Annotated in this window: 23 protein-coding genes; 17 read left to right on the top strand and 6 right to left on the bottom strand. The window is 38.8% G+C overall.

From position 1 onward, the window contains the following. The 3 genes from FYJ79_RS03585 to FYJ79_RS03575 form a co-directional block, all read left to right on the top strand. Window positions 1–520 (top strand): IS3 family transposase (locus FYJ79_RS03585; RefSeq protein WP_154514596.1); only part of this gene is annotated, 520 nt, incomplete at its 5' end. 330 nt (window positions 521–850) lie between these two features. Next, the gene (locus tag FYJ79_RS03580) at window positions 851–1,732 is read left to right on the top strand and encodes a DegV family protein (RefSeq protein WP_154514595.1); all 882 of its coding nucleotides are present in this window, start codon (window positions 851–853) and stop codon (window positions 1,730–1,732) included. 76 nt (window positions 1,733–1,808) lie between these two features. Beyond that, window positions 1,809–2,687: a DegV family protein gene (locus tag FYJ79_RS03575; protein ID WP_154514594.1), complete on the top strand. Its 879-nt coding sequence runs from the start codon at window positions 1,809–1,811 to the stop codon at window positions 2,685–2,687. Between the two features lie 13 nt (window positions 2,688–2,700). Here the strand turns inward: FYJ79_RS03575 and FYJ79_RS03570 are convergent, their stop codons facing one another. From FYJ79_RS03570 to FYJ79_RS03560, 3 genes are all read right to left on the bottom strand, one after another. Further along, window positions 2,701–2,898, bottom strand: a complete 198-nt coding sequence (locus tag FYJ79_RS03570) for a hypothetical protein (protein WP_154514593.1) — start codon at window positions 2,896–2,898, stop codon at window positions 2,701–2,703. Between the two features lie 41 nt (window positions 2,899–2,939). Further along, window positions 2,940–4,286, bottom strand: a complete 1,347-nt coding sequence (gdhA, locus tag FYJ79_RS03565) for an NADP-specific glutamate dehydrogenase (protein ID WP_154514592.1) — start codon at window positions 4,284–4,286, stop codon at window positions 2,940–2,942. A 179-nt stretch (window positions 4,287–4,465) separates the two neighbouring features. Beyond that, on the bottom strand, window positions 4,466–5,179 hold the full coding sequence (locus FYJ79_RS03560; RefSeq protein ID WP_154514591.1) for an MIP/aquaporin family protein: 714 nt from the start codon (window positions 5,177–5,179) through the stop codon (window positions 4,466–4,468). An 85-nt stretch (window positions 5,180–5,264) separates the two neighbouring features. Between FYJ79_RS03560 and FYJ79_RS03555 the strand changes: the two genes are divergently transcribed. From FYJ79_RS03555 to mgtE, 14 genes are all read left to right on the top strand, one after another. Beyond that, a complete protein-coding gene (locus FYJ79_RS03555; RefSeq protein ID WP_154514590.1) occupies window positions 5,265–5,681 on the top strand; it encodes a hypothetical protein in 417 nt (138 codons plus the stop codon). A 67-nt stretch (window positions 5,682–5,748) separates the two neighbouring features. Then, on the top strand, window positions 5,749–6,687 hold the full coding sequence (locus tag FYJ79_RS03550) for an AEC family transporter (RefSeq protein WP_154514589.1): 939 nt from the start codon (window positions 5,749–5,751) through the stop codon (window positions 6,685–6,687). A 246-nt stretch (window positions 6,688–6,933) separates the two neighbouring features. Next, window positions 6,934–7,899: an ATP phosphoribosyltransferase regulatory subunit gene (locus FYJ79_RS03545; protein ID WP_154514588.1), complete on the top strand. Its 966-nt coding sequence runs from the start codon at window positions 6,934–6,936 to the stop codon at window positions 7,897–7,899. After that, window positions 7,892–8,512, top strand: coding sequence for an ATP phosphoribosyltransferase (hisG, locus tag FYJ79_RS03540; RefSeq protein ID WP_154514587.1), 621 nt, complete (start codon window positions 7,892–7,894; stop codon window positions 8,510–8,512). Before FYJ79_RS03545 ends, hisG begins: the two co-directional genes overlap by 8 nt. 2 nt (window positions 8,513–8,514) lie before the next feature. Further along, window positions 8,515–9,813: a histidinol dehydrogenase gene (gene hisD / locus FYJ79_RS03535; protein ID WP_154514586.1), complete on the top strand. Its 1,299-nt coding sequence runs from the start codon at window positions 8,515–8,517 to the stop codon at window positions 9,811–9,813. Between the two features lie 3 nt (window positions 9,814–9,816). Continuing rightward, window positions 9,817–10,404 carry an imidazoleglycerol-phosphate dehydratase HisB gene (gene hisB, locus FYJ79_RS03530; RefSeq protein ID WP_154514585.1) on the top strand — a complete coding sequence of 196 codons (588 nt, stop codon included), beginning with the start codon at window positions 9,817–9,819 and terminating at the stop codon, window positions 10,402–10,404. Next, complete coding sequence (gene hisH / locus FYJ79_RS03525) at window positions 10,405–11,016, top strand: imidazole glycerol phosphate synthase subunit HisH (RefSeq protein ID WP_154514584.1); 612 nt, start codon at window positions 10,405–10,407, stop codon at window positions 11,014–11,016. Continuing rightward, a complete protein-coding gene (gene hisA / locus FYJ79_RS03520) occupies window positions 11,010–11,729 on the top strand; it encodes a 1-(5-phosphoribosyl)-5-[(5-phosphoribosylamino)methylideneamino]imidazole-4-carboxamide isomerase (RefSeq protein ID WP_154514583.1) in 720 nt (239 codons plus the stop codon). Before hisH ends, hisA begins: the two co-directional genes overlap by 7 nt. Continuing rightward, window positions 11,719–12,486: an imidazole glycerol phosphate synthase subunit HisF gene (gene hisF / locus FYJ79_RS03515; protein WP_154514582.1), complete on the top strand. Its 768-nt coding sequence runs from the start codon at window positions 11,719–11,721 to the stop codon at window positions 12,484–12,486. The genes hisA and hisF overlap by 11 nt, the downstream gene beginning before the upstream one ends. Next, the gene (gene hisI / locus FYJ79_RS03510; RefSeq protein WP_154514581.1) at window positions 12,483–12,836 is read left to right on the top strand and encodes a phosphoribosyl-AMP cyclohydrolase; all 354 of its coding nucleotides are present in this window, start codon (window positions 12,483–12,485) and stop codon (window positions 12,834–12,836) included. The genes hisF and hisI overlap by 4 nt, the downstream gene beginning before the upstream one ends. Then, a complete protein-coding gene (locus tag FYJ79_RS03505; protein ID WP_154514580.1) occupies window positions 12,829–13,617 on the top strand; it encodes a histidinol-phosphatase HisJ family protein in 789 nt (262 codons plus the stop codon). The genes hisI and FYJ79_RS03505 overlap by 8 nt, the downstream gene beginning before the upstream one ends. 77 nt (window positions 13,618–13,694) lie before the next feature. Next, the gene (locus FYJ79_RS03500) at window positions 13,695–14,048 is read left to right on the top strand and encodes a hypothetical protein (protein ID WP_154514579.1); all 354 of its coding nucleotides are present in this window, start codon (window positions 13,695–13,697) and stop codon (window positions 14,046–14,048) included. Between the two features lie 39 nt (window positions 14,049–14,087). Then, entirely contained in the window at window positions 14,088–15,251 is a 1,164-nt protein-coding gene (locus FYJ79_RS03495) for a cation diffusion facilitator family transporter (protein ID WP_154514578.1), read from the top strand. Window positions 15,252–15,467: 216 nt separating this feature from the next. Continuing rightward, window positions 15,468–16,808, top strand: coding sequence for a magnesium transporter (mgtE, locus tag FYJ79_RS03490; protein ID WP_154514577.1), 1,341 nt, complete (start codon window positions 15,468–15,470; stop codon window positions 16,806–16,808). 52 nt (window positions 16,809–16,860) lie between these two features. Here mgtE and FYJ79_RS03485 read toward each other — a convergent pair whose 3' ends face one another. From FYJ79_RS03485 to FYJ79_RS03475, 3 genes are read right to left on the bottom strand one after another with little or no spacing between them, the layout of a single operon-like run. Then, complete coding sequence (locus tag FYJ79_RS03485) at window positions 16,861–17,913, bottom strand: type IV pilus twitching motility protein PilT (protein WP_154514576.1); 1,053 nt, start codon at window positions 17,911–17,913, stop codon at window positions 16,861–16,863. An 11-nt stretch (window positions 17,914–17,924) separates the two neighbouring features. Next, the gene (locus tag FYJ79_RS03480; RefSeq protein ID WP_154514575.1) at window positions 17,925–18,338 is read right to left on the bottom strand and encodes a hypothetical protein; all 414 of its coding nucleotides are present in this window, start codon (window positions 18,336–18,338) and stop codon (window positions 17,925–17,927) included. Further along, a complete protein-coding gene (locus tag FYJ79_RS03475) occupies window positions 18,331–18,696 on the bottom strand; it encodes a hypothetical protein (RefSeq protein WP_154514574.1) in 366 nt (121 codons plus the stop codon). The genes FYJ79_RS03480 and FYJ79_RS03475 overlap by 8 nt, the downstream gene beginning before the upstream one ends.

The following is an 18,696-nucleotide window of genomic DNA, read 5'->3' as shown; positions in this document are numbered from 1 at the left end:
GTGCACCGACATCACCTACATCTGGACCTATGACGATGGCTTTGTCTACCTTACAAGCGTCATGGACCTCTACAGCCGCAAGATCGTAGGATGGTGCGTTACCAGAACCATGGATGCGAATGTTGTCCTTGAGTGCATAGAGATGGCAAAGAGACGAAGAGGCATAGACCATCCTGTCGTGATCCATAGCGAGCGTGGCGTCCAGTATACGTCAGAGGCCTACAGAAAGGCCACAGAAGGAATGGTCAGGAGCTATTCAAAGAAGGGAACGCCATGGGACAATGCGTGCATAGAATCATGGCATTCCCTTCTCAAGAGGGAGTGCATAAGATTCCATAAGATCATGAATTATCATGAAGCGAAGTCAATCATATTCAGCTATATAGAAGGCTTCTACAATACGGTGAGAATCCATTCCCATTGTGAATATCAGTCGCCAGATGAATACGAGGAAGAATACTATGAGAAGAAAGTGAATAACATAATAGCAAGCAATGAAATTGTTGAGGTTGTTGCATAGACAGTAACATAAAAAAACGGACATTTAAGTTGTTCTAAAACTTGACATAGTACCACTTCTGCGGGCGATAGTGTATTCGCAAAAGACGCTAAAATATCGAGATGCATGGAAGTAAAACGTTGGAATATCAACGTTTTTTTCTCTTTATATAGGTCCACTGTGCAAATGAGGATTTATTTTATAACATACTTGTTTTGTATGCAATTCGTGGGGTATAAATAACAAAAATATTACTAAAAATTGACATGAACATAATATGAATTTCAAAATATAAATATTGAAATTCAAAATAATACAGTATATAATCCTCGTGAGCAGGAGGATTAAGTAATGAAGATTGTGATTACAACAGATTCAGGCAGTGGTATTAGCCAGGAAGAAGCAAAACGTTTAGGCGTCACTGTTATCCCAATGCCTTTTATGATTCAAGATGAAACCTACTTTGAAGATGTGAATATTACTGAAGCAGAATTCTATCAGGCATTAGAATCTCATTTACCAATACATACATCTCAGCCAGCAGTTTATACTTTGGAAGAAATCTGGTCTAAATTATTAAAAGAATATGATTCTATTGTCCATATTCCTATTTCTAGTGGCCTTTCTGGTACTTTCCAGTCAGCATTTCTTGTGGCAAGTGAAATTGATGAAAAGAGAATACATGTTGTTGATAACCGAAAGGTCTCTTTGACACAAAGAAGAAGTGTTCTTGAAGCACTGGAACTTGTGAAAAGAGGCAAAAGTGCAAATGAAATTAAAAATATCCTCGAAGATCATAATGCGGATAATACGATCTATATTGGCTTAGAGACATTGTCTTTTCTTAAGGCAGGAGGGCGTATTACGCCAGCTGTGGCAGCTGTGGGTTCATTGTTGAAGATTAAGCCAGTACTCACAATTGTGGAGGGAGGCCGTCTTGATACATATTCAAAAGCACGTAGTAAAAAGGGCATTAAGCGAGAAATCATCAATGCCTTAAAGAAAGATGCTTTAGAGAAGTTTGATGATCCTGAAGGAAGAGAGTGCTATTTTGGGGTAGCTTATGCCGGTAATCGTGATGAAGCAGAAGCTTTTGCGAGTGAGATTGCTGAAGCATTTCCTTCACGCATGGATGTCCCTATTACGGTAGAACCACTCAGTGAGATTGTTGTATGTCATACAGGACCAGGTATTCTTGGGGCTGCCATCATGCATAAATTGCCAGAACTCTAGTTCATCTTTTGTATACAAATATTCTCTTGAAGAGACATGCATGCTTCATTATAATTATCTATTGAGGTGATTCATCATGAACATAGCAATAACAACGGACTCAGGTAGTGGCATCAGCCAAGAAGAAGCCCAAAAGCTCGGTATAACCGTGATTCCTATGCCCTTCAGTATTGATGAAAAGACATATTTTGAAGATGTCAATATTACTGAAGAAGACTTCTATAATGCTCTTAAACCCACTGCTACCATTCATACATCCCAGCCAGAACTCTATACTATTGAAGAAATATGGCAGGATCTATTAAAAGACTATGATGCAATTGTTCATATTCCTTTAACGAGTGGTTTATCGAGTACTTGTCAGTCCGCTATTATGCTTGCAAGTGATTTGGATGAGGAAAGAATACAGGTTGTCGATAATAGAAAAGTATCTTTTTCACAGAAAATCAGTGTTTTACAAGCACTCAAGCTTATTGATGAAGGTCATTCTGCAAAAGAAATGAAAGAGATTCTTGAAGCATCTCATGATGATAATACGATTTATATTGGTTTAGAAACACTTGATTTCTTAAAGGCTGGTGGGCGTTTAACACCAGCTGTTGCGGCTATTGGTTCAATCTTAAAAATAAAGCCTGTGCTGACCATTGTTGAGGGAGGTCATCTCGATACCTTCACAAGAGCACGTACGAAAAAGGGGATTAAGAGAGAAATCATCAAAGCATTAAAACATGATGCTTTAGAGAAGTTCAATGATCCTGAGGGGAAAGAGTGTTATTTTGGGGTAGCTTATGCTGGTAATCGTGATGAAGCGCTAGTCTTTGCACAAGAAATTGCTGAAGCTTTCCCTCAGCGTATGGATTATCCTATTACTGTTGTGCCACTTAGTGAAATCATTGTCTGTCATACTGGTCCCCATATCTTAGGGGCATCAATCATGCATAAATTGAATAAGTAGTAAAAGGGGTGGACTAATCGTCCACCTCTTCTATTTCCATATAACTTCCTATATCAAGCTTTAATTCATAAAGCTTAGCATCTTCCATCTTAAGAATATGTTGTGATCCTAAATCATCTTCAACCACAACATCATCCACCTGTACATAGACTTCCGGTCTTCCTTCACAACCAAAATCAGGCTCTAATATCTCAATAATTTTATAACGCATAAATCCCCCTAATCAAAAAGGGAACAAATGTTCCCTTCTTATTAATATAATCCCTGAGCCATCATCGCTTCAGCTACTTTTTCAAAACCAGCAATATTACCACCAGCAATTAAATCATAGCCTAAGTTATATTTCTTGGCTGCAGCTACTGAATTCGCAACAATATCTTTCATGATTGTCTTTAATTTGTTGTCAACTTCTTCAGCAGTCCAGTTATAACGCATAGAGTTCTGAGCCATTTCTAAGGCAGATACGGCAACCCCACCGGCATTAGATGCCTTAGCTGGAGCTTCAACAACTTTAGCTTCTCTAAAGACTTTCTGAGCACCTGGTGTTGTAGGCATATTGGCACCTTCAAATACATATTTCACACCAGATTCAATTAATGCCTTAGCATCATTTTCATCAATTTCATTTTGTGTTGCTGATGGGAAGGCGATATCAGCTTTCACTTTGCCCCATGGCTTTTCACCAGGATGGAACTCAGCCCCAAACTTCTCTGCATAGTCTTTTAATTTGACTTCATTCTTTGTACGGATTTCTACTAAGAAGTCCCATTTTTCTTTTGTATTAATGCCTTCTTTGTCATAAACATAACCATCTCTACCAGAGATTGTTACGACTTTAGCACCATATTCAGTAGCCTTCTGGGCAATACCCCAAGCAACATTACCATAACCAGACATAACAATTGTCTTGCCTTCATATGATTCATTGAAGTGCTTTAAGACTTCATCACCATAGTATACACAACCAAAACCAGTAGCTTCAGGACGAATTAATGAACCACCAAATGTCATCCCTTTACCAGTTAAGACACCATTATTCCAAGAGTTTGTGATTCTCTTATATTGACCATATAAGTAACCAATTTCTCTTCCGCCAACACCAATATCACCAGCTGGTACGTCAACATCAGGACCAATATGGCGATAAAGTTCAGTCATGAAGCTCTGGCAGAAACGCATTACTTCCCCGTCACTCTTGCCCTGTGGATCAAAGTCAGATCCACCTTTAGCACCACCAATTGGTAATGTTGTAAGTGAGTTTTTGAAAATCTGTTCAAAACCTAAGAATTTAATGATTGAAAGGTTAACAGATGGGTGGAATCTTAAACCACCTTTATATGGACCAATAGCTGAATTGAACTGTACACGGAAACCTCTATTCACATGTACCTGACCGTTGTCATCAACCCATGGTACTTTAAACATAATCTGTCTTTCTGGTTCAACCAATCTTTCTAATAAAGCAGCTTTTTCATATTCAGGATGTGCTTCAATAACTGGCTTTAAGCTATTTAAGACACCTGTAACTGCTTCTAAGAATTCTGGCTGACCAGGATTCTTCTTTTCTAATTCTTCTAATACTCTTTCTACGTATCCCATCAAGATATCCTCCTCGTATGTAAAAACATTATAAGTCATATTTTCTAAAAGACAAAGTAAATTTTTATCAAAAGAGTAATATGTTATTAAATTTGTATAAATGAAAGAAAAATATCGTTAATATTTCTAAAAAAGCGAAAAAGAAATAAGAAAAAAGAGCAGTCCATGACTGCTCAGGATTAATCTTCTTTCTTGTATGTGAAGACTTTAAATAAGAATACGGCAATCAAACTGCCAAGTACTGGACCAGCAATAAAGACCCAAACTTGATTAAGAGCAGTACTTACACCTACCATCTTAAGAACAAGTGCTGGGGCTAAAGAACGGGCAGGGTTGACTGATGTACCAGTAATCGAATAACCAAGTAAATGCACAAGTGTCAATGCGCCACCAATCGCAATACCAGCGACATTCTTATAACGTTCATTCTTTGTTGCGCCAAGAACAGTTAAGACAAAGATACATGTAAGAATGATTTCTGTAATAATAGCTCCTGTCACACCAATATTAATAGCACTAGCGGCATCATAGCCATTCTGGCCTAAACCAAGAGTTGTAATTGTGGCTTTTGGGACATTCTTCAAAATCGCAAACAATAAACCACTACCGGCAAGAGCACCTAAAATCTGGCTGATGATATAGAAAATCAAATCTTTTAAAGACATACGTCCATCAAAGTACATTGCAATCGATACAGCTGGATTCACATGTCCTCCAGAAATCTTACCAAATCCATAATAAATTGAAGCAAGAGCTAAACCAAAAGCTAAAGAAGTACCTAGAATACCGGCAACTGAACTACTATAAACAGTTGCACATCCTGTTCCCATAAAGACAAGAATCAGTGTTCCGACAAACTCAGCTAAATAAGCTCTTAAGTTTACATTTTTCATATAATTTCCTCCAGCCCCTATTGTAACATGGTAAATACCTTTGTCAAACAACCAAAATGTGTGATATATTGTGTGGGGTGATCATATGAAGAAATACAAAGATATGCGTTTTACGATTATTATTGGTACGATGGCGGCATTGCTTTTTATTTTAACGAATTATACGATGATTGTATCAAAGGATTTCACAAGGGGAGCTATTGGTTATGTGATTTGTGTGCTCGCTGTCAGCTTATTGATTTTTAGCTATAATGTGACTTTTGATGATAGCTATTTAGTGACTTATGAATGGAAAGTCATTATGTTGATTCCTGTGCTTGTGGAATATAAGGATATTAAGAGTTTTGAGGTTGTTGGCAAGCATCGTATTAAGGTGGGGTATCTGAATCGTACGACTAATCTCTATGTCTTTAATGCAGCTAAAGCGAATGCAGACTATCAGATGCTTAAGGCAGCTTTTGATGACAAGAAAAACAAAAATAAGAAAAAGAGAAAGAAATAATTTCAATTTGAGAAAAAGCTTAAACGGCTTTTTCTTTTTGTTTTAAGATGGAGGGCGAGGTGGAATTATGGCTTTAAGTATTTCTTTAGCGACGCAGATAGGGGCGTTGTTTTTATTGGTGATTGTGGGTTATGTGCTTGTCAAGACGGGCATCTTGAAGGCAAGTGACGCTTCTATACTATCCAAGCTTGTTCTCTATATGTGTGCTCCAGCAGCTATTATTATTGCTTTCCAGATTGAACTGACACCTAGTCATATGCAGGGCTTTCTTTTAGCTTTAGTAGCAGCTATTGGCGTACATATTCTTTATTTTGGTGTTGTTGGTTTGTTGGATCATTTCTTACATTATAATGCCATGGAACAAGCCAGCATGATTTATAGTAACTGTGGCAATCTGATACTGCCTTTAGTCACCCTAGTCTTAGGGCAGAAGATGGTCTTTTATGCCTCAGGCTACATGATGGTCCAAATCATCCTGCTTTGGACACATTGTAAGACGATTATGAGTGGGGATGCCCATTTTGAAATCAGACATATCTTACTCAATGTCAACATGGTGGCAATTGCCTTAGGTATAATTCTTTGTATTGCCCATATTCATTTACCAACAATGCTTTATAGTGCACTCAATTCAGCCCAGAGCCCAATGGGGCCATTATCAATGCTGGTAGTGGGAATGTTGCTTTCTGAGATGCATATGAAAGAAGCTTTTACTAATAAACGCGTCTATATCATCAGTTTCTTCCGCTTAATATTCTTACCAGCACTCTTTCTCGCCATCATCGTCCTATGCCATATCAACAAGCTCTTTGTAGGAGCAGATAAGGTCTTGATGATCTCTTTACTAGCGGCAAGTGGGCCAAGTGCTTCAACTGTTACCCAGTTTGCCTCAATCTATCATAATGAAGAAAAAGAGGCTTCGCTTATTAATGCGATGACAGTCATCTTCTGCTTATTCACCATGCCATTATTAAATATGGTCTATAGTCTCGCGGTTGGTTTATAGAACTAATTTATGAAATTAGTTCTTTTTTTTCATGTTCTCTTGTGCTATTATTACAACAAGCGAGGTAGATATTTATGAAAAACACAAGAAATTATTCAAAATTACATCGCCATCATCACAGAACCTAGGGTTGTATCATCATGATACAGTCCCCTTTGACATATAAATAAAGGACTGTGATCTAATACTCAATATTTCTAAGTGGGTTATTAGTAACCCACTTTTTTTCTTTAAGGAGAGGATGTTATGGAAGAATTTAAATATTTAATACCGGAAGAAAGTACCGATGCGGCAAGTCTCGATGCCACAAAATTACGTTCAATCGAAAGTCAGCTAAGAAGCCTCTTTCAATCCCATGGCTATGAGGAACTGATGTTACCTACATTTGAATATGCCAATCTCTATCAGGAAATCCGTAATGATAATGAAGAAAGCATGTTTGAATTTGTGAATGGTGAAGGCAAACTCATTACTTTACGTGCTGACTTTACAGTTCCAATTGCTCGTCTTTACAACAATGCGCATACAAGTGCAACAAGACGCTATAGTTATTTTGGTAAGGTCTATCGTATTCAGGAACGTCATAAGGGAAGAAGTAGTGAGCTTTATCAAGGGGGGATGGAACTTCTTGGTAAAGGTGGCTATGAGGGAGATGCTGAGTGCTTAGCACTTGTTGAAGCATCTATGAAGTCGATTGGTATCACCAATCCAAAGCTAGAACTCGGTCATGCGAAATTCTTCCATCGCTTAGAGACACTCGTACAAGATGATCGCTTACGCTATATCCTTGATAAAAAAGCAAATTCACGCATGAAGAGCTTTGTGGAAGAGAAAGGATTTACCGGTTCGCTTAAAGAGTTGTTGTTGAAGCTGCCTTATTCATTTGGTGATATCGAAGATTTAAAGAAGATGAAAGACATTATCGATGATGATATCTTACTTGAAGCAATTGATGAAATGATAGCAATGTATGACATTAGTACAATGAAAGAAGATATGGTCTTTGATCTCTGCATGGTGCCTACTCAGAATTACTATACTGGTATCATGATCAAGGGCTATAGCTACTATTCAGCCTATGCCATACTCTCAGGGGGACGCTACGATAAGCTTCTAAGTTATTTTGATAAGGAAGTGCCAGCCATTGGCTTCTCCTATCACCTGAATACATTACTTGAAGCATTAAGCAAGGAGGATGAAGCCAATGATTAAGATTGCGATTACAAAAGGACGTATTGAAAAGCAGGTTTGTCAGCTGCTAGCTAAGCAAGGCTTTGATATGGATCCTATCTTTCATAAAGACCGTGAACTTCTTATTGAAACTAAGGATGGTATCCAGATGATCTTTGCGAAAAGCAATGATGTTCTTACTTTTCTTGAACATGGGATTGTGGATGTTGGTTTTGTCGGATCGGATACATTGATGGAATCGGATTATGATGATTATTACGAAATGTTGGATCTTGAAATTGGGAAATGTTTCTTTGCGCTATGTGCCTATCCTGAATATAAAGAGAAGCATTTTGAACGCCGTAAGAAAATTGCCTCGAAGTATACCAAGGTCGCTAAAGAATACTTTGCTCGTCAAAGAGAAGATGTAGAAATTATTAAGCTTGAAGGTTCTGTGGAATTAGGGCCAGTTGTAGGACTGAGTGATGCGATTGTGGATATTGTGGAAACAGGGTCAACACTTAAAGCCAATGGCCTAGAAGTGATTGACAAGGTTGCTGATGTTTCAACACGGATGGTTGTCAATAAAGTCAGTTATAAATATAAACGTGATGAAATCTTTAAACTCATTAATGCATTAAAGGGGGAAGAATAACAATGTTGAAAAGAATGACATTTAAGGGGAATCTTAAGGAAATAGAAACGAAATTACATGGCCGTAAGACAGAAATTTCAGCCGAAGTCAACAAGAGTGTTCTTGACATTATTACCAATGTTGCTAATGGGGGAGATAAGGCACTCTTGGAATATTGTGCGAAGTTTGATGGCTTCAAGCCAGAAAGTGCTACTGATCTGATTGTGACAAAACAGGAAATCATGGATGCCGTAACACGTATCGGTCCTGATTTTATCCGTATTCTTGAACGTACAAAAGAACAGCTCATCACTTATCATAAGAACCAGGTTGAAAAAAGCTGGACGATATATAAGGAAGATGGTGTTATTCTTGGCAGCAAGGTCACACCTATTGATACTGTTGCTCTCTATGTACCAGGTGGAACGGCAACATATCCTTCAACAGTTATGATGAATGCCATTCCTGCGAAGCTTGCTGGGGTTAAACATCTCTATATTATTACGCCAGTTAAGGCTGATGGAAAGGTATCGGATGTCATTTTAGCTGCTGCTTATGTCGCTGGTATTGAGACTATCTATAAAGCTGGTGGAGCACAGGGGGTTGCTGCAGCTGCCTATGGCACAAAGACGATCAAGAAAGCAGATAAGATTGTTGGCCCTGGTAATATCTTTGTCGCAACAGCTAAGAAGTTATGTTATGGGGTTGTTGATATTGATATGATTGCTGGTCCATCAGAAATCCTTATTGTAGCTGATGAAAGCGCAAATCCTAAATATGTAGCTGCTGACTTGATGAGTCAGGCTGAACATGACCGTCTCGCCTCAGCTATTCTGATTACGACAAGTGAAAAGCTTATAGATGAAGTGGATCAGGAACTAGAAAGACAGATTGTCAGTTTGCCTAGAGCTGAGATTATTCGCGAGTCGATTAAGAATTATGGTGGGGCTGTACTTGCCGATGATTTGAAGCATGCCTTTGAAGTCTCAAATGACTTAGCGCCAGAACATCTTGAAGTCTTAACTGCCAATCCTATTGAAGCATTACCACTTATCACCAATGCCGGAAGTATCTTCCTAGGAGAATATTCACCAGAACCTCTTGGTGACTATATGTCAGGTACGAACCATGTCCTACCTACTGGGGGAACTGCGAAGTTCTATAGTGCTTTAGGTGTTTATGATTTCATTAAGCATTCCGCTTATTCTTATTATCCAAAGGATGTCTTAGCGACATTTAAAGATGATGTTATGACATTTGCCCATAAGGAAGGCTTGGATGCTCATGCGAATAGTTTAAAGGTCAGATTTGAGGAGGATTAATCTATGCGCGAAGCACATATTGAAAGAGATACAAAAGAGACAAAGGTCAAAGTGGATTTGAATTTGGATGGAAGCGGCAAGGTTGATGTTGCGACAGGTGTGGGCTTTATGGACCATATGTTGGAATTGTTGGCATTTCATGGCAAGTTTGACCTCTATGTCAGAGTCGATGGTGACTTACAGGTTGATAGCCATCATACAATAGAAGATCTTGGCATTGTTTTAGGACAATGTGTGAGCCAGGCTTTAGGAGATAAGAAGGGCATTACACGTTATGGGGCTTTCACAATTCCAATGGATGAAGCTTTGGTTGCTTGTCATCTTGATTTATCCGGTCGACCTTTCCTTGTATTCAATGTGACTCTTGATAATGTCCTGCTTGGTAATTATCAGACAGAGATGACTGAAGAATTCTTTAGAGCTTTTGCCTTCAATAGTGGTATGACACTGCATTTCAATGAAGCTTATGGTAAGAATATGCATCATGTCATTGAAGCATGTTTTAAGAGCTTTGCGCGAGCTTTAAAGGAAGCTGTGACGATTAATGAGAAATATCGTGATGAAATTGTTTCTTCTAAAGGGGTGTTGTAGATGATTGCGGTTATTGATTATCATGTTGGTAATTTAGGCTCAGTCACAAATGCCTTAAGGCGTCTAGATATGGATGTTGAAGTGACAAGTGATCCCCAGGTTATTCTTCAGGCTGATGGGGTGATTTTGCCAGGTGTTGGGACCTTTCCAGTGGCCATGAAGAACTTGGAGAATGAACATCTTATTGAAGTTCTCAATGAAGTGAAAGCTAAAAAGACACCTATCATGGGTATTTGTCTTGGTATGCAGGTGTTATTTGATAAGGGCTATGAAGTAGAAGAAACAAAGGGCTTAGGCTTTCTTGATGGTGAAGTGAAGTACATGGATGATGTTAAGGCTAAGATTCCCCATATGGGATGGAATCAGCTTGTCATCAATCATCCTCATCCATTACTCAAATATATCCAGGAAGGCGACTATGTCTACTTTGTACATTCTTATCGTGCCCATACAACGGATGATGAACTGATTGCCTATGCCAATTATGGCGGTGTTAAAGTACCAGCTGTTGTGATTAAGGATCATGTGATTGGCTGTCAGTTCCATCCTGAAAAGAGTGGTGAAGTGGGCAAAAAAATCTTATTGGCATTTAAGGAGTTAGTGACATGTTAGTGATTCCGGCGATTGACCTGCAAGGCGGGGAGGCAGTCCGTCTTTATAAAGGTGACTATAAACAAAAAACAGTCTATTCTTCCCATCCAGAAGAACTTGCCAAGAAATTTGAAGATATGGGCGCCAAATATCTTCATGTCGTCGATTTAGATGGGGCTAAGGATGCCAAAGCATCCAATAAAGACACCATCAAGAAGATGCGTGAGGCTATTTCTATTCCGATGGAACTTGGGGGTGGCATTAGAGATAAGGAAACTGTTGATTTCTATTTGAATGAAGTTGGTATTGACCGTGTTATTCTTGGCACTATCGCTCTTCAAAATCCTGAATTTGTCGCAAGCTGCATTCAAGAGTATGGCCCAGAGCGCATAGTTGTCGGGGTGGATATCCGTGATGGCTATGTATCGACAAGTGGCTGGCTAGAAACAAGTCAGGTTTATTATCTTGATTTCATTGATGAATTAGAAAAGATTGGCGTGAAGACGATTGTCTGTACGGATATTTCTAAAGATGGCACGTTAACAGGCCCAAGCTTTCCTGTCTATAAGAATATTGCTCAACACTCAAAGATCCAGTTTGTCGTGAGTGGGGGAGTAAAAGATGATGAAGATGTCTATCATGTTAGTGAGCTAGGCTATTATGCATGCATTGTCGGTAAGGCATATTATGAAGGACGTATTCATTTAGAAGAGGTGATCAAGAATGTTGGCTAAACGTATTATTCCTTGTCTTGATATTAAGGATGGCAAGGTAGTTAAAGGAATTAATTTTGTGGGCTTGAAGGATGTTGGTGATCCTGTTGAACTGGCAAAGGAATATGATCGTCAATGTGCTGATGAGGTTGTCTTTCTTGATATCACAGCAACCTACGAAGATCGTGGAATCATCAAAGATGTCATTCAGCGTGCAGCCAATGAACTTTCCATTCCTTTATGTGTTGGTGGGGGCATTCGTTCACTTGAAGATTTTCGTATGATTCTTTCTGTTGGGGCTGATAAAGTCTCAGTGAATTCAGCAGCTATCAAGAATCCCCAATTGATCAAAGAAGCCAGTGATGAATTTGGGGTACAGTGTGTTGTTGTTGCAGTTGATGCCAAAATGCGTGAAGATCATTCAGGCTGGGATGTTTATATCGCTGGGGGAAGAGAGAATATGGGCATTGATCTTCTTGAATGGGTTAAGAAGTGTGAAGCATTAGGAGCGGGTGAAATCCTGCTTACAAGTATGGATGCTGATGGGACAAGAGAAGGCTTTGATATTCCCATGTTGAAAGCTGTTGTGGAAGCTGTGCATATTCCTGTTATTGCGAGTGGGGGATGTGGTGGTAAAGAGGATATTGCGGATGTCTTTGAAAAGACGAATTGCGATGCTGCCCTTGCCGCAAGTCTCTTCCACTACCAGGAAGCAACTGTTGATGAAGTGAAGGAAATATGTGCAAAGCGCCATATTCCAGTAAGGAGAAATCGATGAGACCTGATTTTAAGAAAATGCATAACATGATTCCGGCAATTGTCCAGGATGTCCATACTAAGCAAGTCTTGATGCTCGCATATGTCAATGAAGAAGCTTATGATATGATGTTGAAAACACATGAGACATATTTCTATAGCCGTTCTCGTCAAGAATTATGGCATAAGGGTGAGACAAGTGGACATTTACAGTATATTAAGACAATGTATCTTGATTGTGATGAAGACACGTTGTTGATAGAAGTAGAACAGGTTGGTGCAGCCTGCCATACAGGGAGCTATTCCTGCTTCTTCAATGAAGTCTTACCAGAAGTCAAAAAGATTACTTTTGTAGGTGATGAACATGCGTAAGATTGACTATCACCTACATACAAGATTCTCTTTTGACTCAGAAGCAGATCCAGAAAGCTATATTCAAAAAGCCATCAATGAGGGCTTTGATGAAATCTGTTTTACTGATCATCGTGATTTTGATTATCCCATTGATCCCTTTGAACTTGATCTTGCAAGCTACTTCCCTACAATGGAAGCCTTAAGAGACAAATATGCCCCTCAGATCAAAGTCAAGATTGGTGTAGAAATGGGACTGGACACAGATCATATTCAGGAAATCAATGACTTTATAGCGAGTGCTCCCTTTGATTTTGTCATTGGCAGCATTCATGTCATTCATCATACAGACTTCTATTATGGTGCCTATTTCAACAATAAAACAAAAGAACAAGCCCACAAAGAATTCTTCCTCGAAACATTAAAATGTGTACAGACCTTTGATTGTTTCAATGTTCTTGGTCATTTAGATTATATTATGCGTTATGGTCCTTATGATGATAAGCGTGTTGACCATCAAGCTTATCAAGAAATCATTGATGAAATACTTTTAACTTTGATAAAAAAGGGAAAGGGGATTGAAGTCAATACCTCGGGCTATAAAGTGAATAAGACATGTGGCTTTCCGAATTTCGAGATCATCAAACGTTATTATGATTTAGGAGGCAGAATTGTCACTGTGGGCAGTGATAGCCATGTTGTGGATACAGTTGGTAGTCATGTCGAAGATGTCTTAAAGGCTTATCAGGAGATTGGCTTTGAAGATGTTACAACCTTTACATTACGCAAGAAAGACAGCTAGACTGTCTTTTTCGTTAAAAAGAATGCAAGAAGCGAGGAAGAATGTTATAATAGGGCTAGATGTAATGGAGGTAGGACATGGAACCTTTTAATAAAACAGATATTCATGATTTAGTTAATGACAATAAGGATAAATATTATGTACCAGCAGAACTCTTTGATGGGATGCAGTATAAGCTTGTCCGTCTAGAAGTGAAATGGGCATATGTCGCTTGTTTAAATGTCATGCTGAAATCACCTATGTTTGATAAAGAGAATAATGCTTATATCAAGGATGATTCTCCAATGATTATTGAAACACTTAAGAAGATTGCCAATAAGAAAGTAGATGGCGAAAAGATTGCTGGATACTTGAATGAATTGGAAGAAGCAGGGCTTGTTGAAAGACAGGGTCGTAATGTTTATTTAAAAAGAATTGTTGATATTTTTTAAGCAGGGCTTTCCTGCTTTTTTTATAGGGAGGGATGAATAATGATTCATTTTCTTGTTAAGAAATTTGTGAAAGACTATAGTGATACAACCAATGCGAAAGTACGTGTGCAATATGGTATGCTTGCTTCCATTGTGGCTATTTTTCTCAATATTATCTGTGCATCCTTCAAGCTGATTCTTGGCTTTATTGCCCATTCATCTTCCGTAATTGCCGATGGGTTGAATAACTTCTCCGATGTAGGGAGTAATGTTGCGAGCTTGCTTGGATTCGCTTTAGCTCAAAAGCATCCAGATACCGAACATCCCTATGGGCATGGTCGTTATGAATATCTTATGGGCTTAGTGATAGGCTGCTTGATTTTTGTCGTAGGTGTGCTTTCCGGCTATGAAGCCATCATGCACATTATTAAGCCAGAAAAGCTTAAGGTGAATGTTGTCATTATTGTCGCTTTGATTTTTACTATTGGGATTAAGAGCTGGATGTTTTATTTTAATAATGCGATTGGTGATACGATTAGCTCTAAGACGCTTAAAGCTGCAGCTATTGACTCTAAGAATGATGTTCTTTCAAATATTGCTTCAATTATTGGCTTATTAGGCGGGGCTTTTACGAGCTGGCCGATTGATGGCGCTGTTGGTCTGGTTGTATCAATTATCGTCATTAAGGGTGGGGTGGAAACCATTTCAACCATGATTGACTCAATCTTAGGCTGTACACCCGATCCAGAGCTTGTCGAAGAGATTAAGCAGTATGTCCTCAGTCAGCCTGGTATCCTAGGTATTCACGATATGATGTTTCATGACTATGGCCCAGGTTCACGTTTCTGCGTCCTGCATGCTGAAGTAAGCAATGATATGACTTTAATCGATGCCCATCATCTTGTTGATGGCATTGAAAGAACCATTCTTAAAAAATACAATATCATGACAACGATTCATTACGATCCCCTTGAAACTCATGATAAAACAACACAGCTATTAAAAGATAAAATGGAAGAGATTGTTCATGATCTCAACAAGAACTATTCCATCCATGATTTCCATCTTGTTAAGGGAGCACAACCCCAACTCATCTGTGATATTCTCATCCCTAATGATGACAAGATTGATGAAGAAATTCTACGCCAGAAGATTGAAGAAAAAATGAAAGCGTATAATCCGGAAATCAACTGTACACTACAGTTTGATCATTCCTTTATTTAAGAAAATTTTACATTTTTGTCACCCTTTAAAAGTGGTTTTTTGAAGGGGATTATGCTAGAATTGCAACAGAATGAAAGGAGATGTAAGTATATGGATAAAACCGATAGCGTGCCGCGATCCTCATACAATACACTCCTTTTAAGAGCATATCTGTATTAAGGAATCGCATATTGTATGATGTATCGCCTCTAAAAAAACATAATATGGAGGATCGATATGGAAAAGAATAGATTAAAAGATCTTCTCTTAAATCATACAAGAGAAGAAATACAGGAAGAAATCGATGATATTCATCCAGCTGACTTACTAGAATTATTAGAAGAGACAGAAGATGAAGATCAGCGTCGAGAACTCTTGAATGACATCCCTGATGATGTAGTTGCCGACATCGTTGAAGAAATGGACGATGGAGACGATCAGTATGAGTTCTTGCATATGTTCCCAAAGAATCGTCGTAAAGAAATCTTGGATGAAATGAGCGATGATGAATTAACCGACTTAGTTGGGGAACTGGATGAAAAAGAAGGACGTGAAGTCTTTAGTGAACTAGAGCCGGATGACCAGCAACAAGTCAAGCAATTGTTGAGCTATGACCCAGAGACTGCCGGCGGTATCATGACAACGGAATATGTCTATATCTTCGCTAAGAATACGGTTGCGGATACTTTGAAATACTTGCAGTCAGTGGAAGATGAAGAAGAAATTAAGTCATATTTGTATGTTGTTGATGCACTGGATCACTTGAAGGGTGTTGTGGCTTTACGTGATATTGTCAGAAGCTCATTTGATACAAAGATGATGGATATTATTAATGATAATGTGATTGCGATTAATTATCTGGAAGACCAGGAAGAAGTTGCCAATACTTTTAAGAAGTATGGTTATTCTTTGATGCCTGTTGTTGATGATGATAATAAGATGCTTGGGATTATTGAAATTGATGATATCTTGGATGTCATGGAAGAAGAAACAACCGAAGATATGAACTTGATGGCTGGTATGGATTCAGAAGAAGATGTTGATTCCACACTTTCAGAATCATTCAAGTCACGTATTCCTTGGCTTGTTGTGAACTTAGCGACAGCTGTTTTAGCTGCGGCGGTTGTTAATAACTTCTCAGGAACAATTGAGAAGGTTGTCTCTTTGTCAGCGGTTATGAGTATTGTTACAGGTATGGGTGGTAATGCCGGAACACAGTCATTGACTATCCTTGTACGTGGTTTATCACTAGGTGAAGTGACTAAAGATAATGCCTTACGGATTTTCTTGAAGGAAATTGGCGTAGGGGCACTAACTGGTATTGTCATTGGTATTATTGTTGGTATTGGTTCAATGATCTTTGCCCATAATCCATGGTTTGGCGTTGTGGCTGCATTGGCTATGTTGTTGAACATGATTGCTGCTAACTTTGCCGGTTACTTAGTACCAGTGATTCTTAAGAAAATGCACGTTGACCCTGCTTTGGCTAGTGGTGTCTTTGTCACAACGGTAACAGACTGTCTAGGGTTCTTCTTTTTCCTAGGACTTGCGACATTATTCCTGCCATTATTACTTTAGAAAAGAAAAAAGATGAATGATCAATTATAGAATTGATGATTCATCTTTTCTTTTATTTTATTTTCCTTCTAACAACATCTGGATTCGTAGCGTAGATCAGTGCTGTTTCACTTGTAATAATATGTTTTTGGTAGGCATTAATGAGGGATTGGTCCATAGAGATCATATGGAGATCACTTGATGTCTGGATAATGCCATCAATCTGATGTATCTTATGTTCACGAATAAGATTACGAATAGCCGGTGTTACAATCATGACTTCAAAGACAGGATAGAGTTTGTTGTCGATGGTTGGGACAAGCTGCTGGCTAATGACAACTTCTAAGACAAGAGAGAGCTGTACGGCCACCTGATGCTGTATTTCAGAGGGGAAGACATCGATAATGCGGTCAATGGTATTGCTTGCGCCAAGGGTATGCAATGTGGAAATAATCGTATGGCCTGTTTCAGCAGCTGTCATGGCTGTATTAATGGTATCATAATCTCGCATTTCTCCAAGCAAGATAACATCGGGAGCCTGGCGCAGTGCTGCTCTTAAGGCTGAGATATAGGATGAGGAATCGATGGTGATTTCACGCTGTGAGACAATTGAATGATCATGGCGATGAAGGTGTTCAATTGGGTCTTCGAGCGTAATAATATGTTTGGCCTGGGTCTTGTTGATATGATCAATCATACATGCCTGGGTTGTTGATTTCCCACTACCAGCGGGACCAGTCACCAGAATCATGCCCTTTTTGATATCCGCAAATTGAATGATCTCTTCGGGAATGCCAAGTTCTTCAGGATGTGGTAATTCAAAGGGAACAACACGAATAACAGCCGCATAAGTTCCTCTCTGGCGGTAAGTAGAGACACGAAAACGTGAGACATGGGGGAGGGCAATCGCAAAGTCATCATCGCCTGTTTCTTCGATTTTGTCTTTTTTACGTTGAGCGAGCTGATAGAGTTCCTGAATGAGTTCTTTTGTCTCGGGGGCACTTGTTTTTTCACCCTCTTCAACTAGCTGATTATAGATTTTATAAGTGATGGGTTGTCCGGCAATAATAAAGACATCAGATGCATGTTTTGTCGTTGCGGACATAAGAATAGTATGTATATGCATAAGTTAACCTCTTATAAGATATGTAGTGATTCTTCTTTCTTCCATTTCTTTAAAGGCGTGGTATGAGAAGAATGGATTGTATAATGGGGATAATCAATATCAACAATGAGAGTGAATGTTGTCATGCTGTTGGATTTTGTGATGGTAAGCTGATGACCATTAAGCGTATAGTGTTCCTTCAATGAAAGGAGAGCCGCATTTTCACTTGTACTTGTTTGGAGTATTGTTTTGATATGTTTGAGTTCGCTATATGCTTGGTTTTCTAAGGCATAGTAGGCTTGTTCATGCGTGGCATAGCGTTTTGCTAAAGAATAGTTATCTCTTGCTGTCACATAGGAGAGTGTCGCAAAAGTGACGAGTGATAAGACAATCGCAACGACAATAAAAGAAATCATGCCTATATTCATATAAGTATGTTTACGCATCTGCTTCACTTCCTTGATTGACACTTAGTTTATAGATAGTCTTGTTTTTATGTTTGATTTGAATATGGAGGATATGATCGGATATGGTATAGTGCATCACATTTTCATCTTGATGATTAACCTTAACCCAAGAGGAATTAAAATATGTTGTAGGAGAATAGGAGGATTCTAGTTTATGTGCTTTATAGATTTCAGCAACATTGCTGGCAATACGTGTGGCATTGGTGAGATTCTTGCTGTCTTGATTAAGTAGATAGCTTTTCGCAAAAAGTTCTATACAGAGAGCAGAAGCTAAGAGAAAAGCGAGAATACCCAATAGCAATTCAATGAGAAAGAGACTTGTATGATGATTTTTCAT

It is taken from the genome of Sharpea porci (assembly GCF_009695655.1).
GTDB lineage: Bacteria > Bacillota_I > Bacilli_A > Erysipelotrichales > Coprobacillaceae > Sharpea > Sharpea porci.
This window is presented reverse-complemented; position numbering and strand designations above follow the sequence as displayed.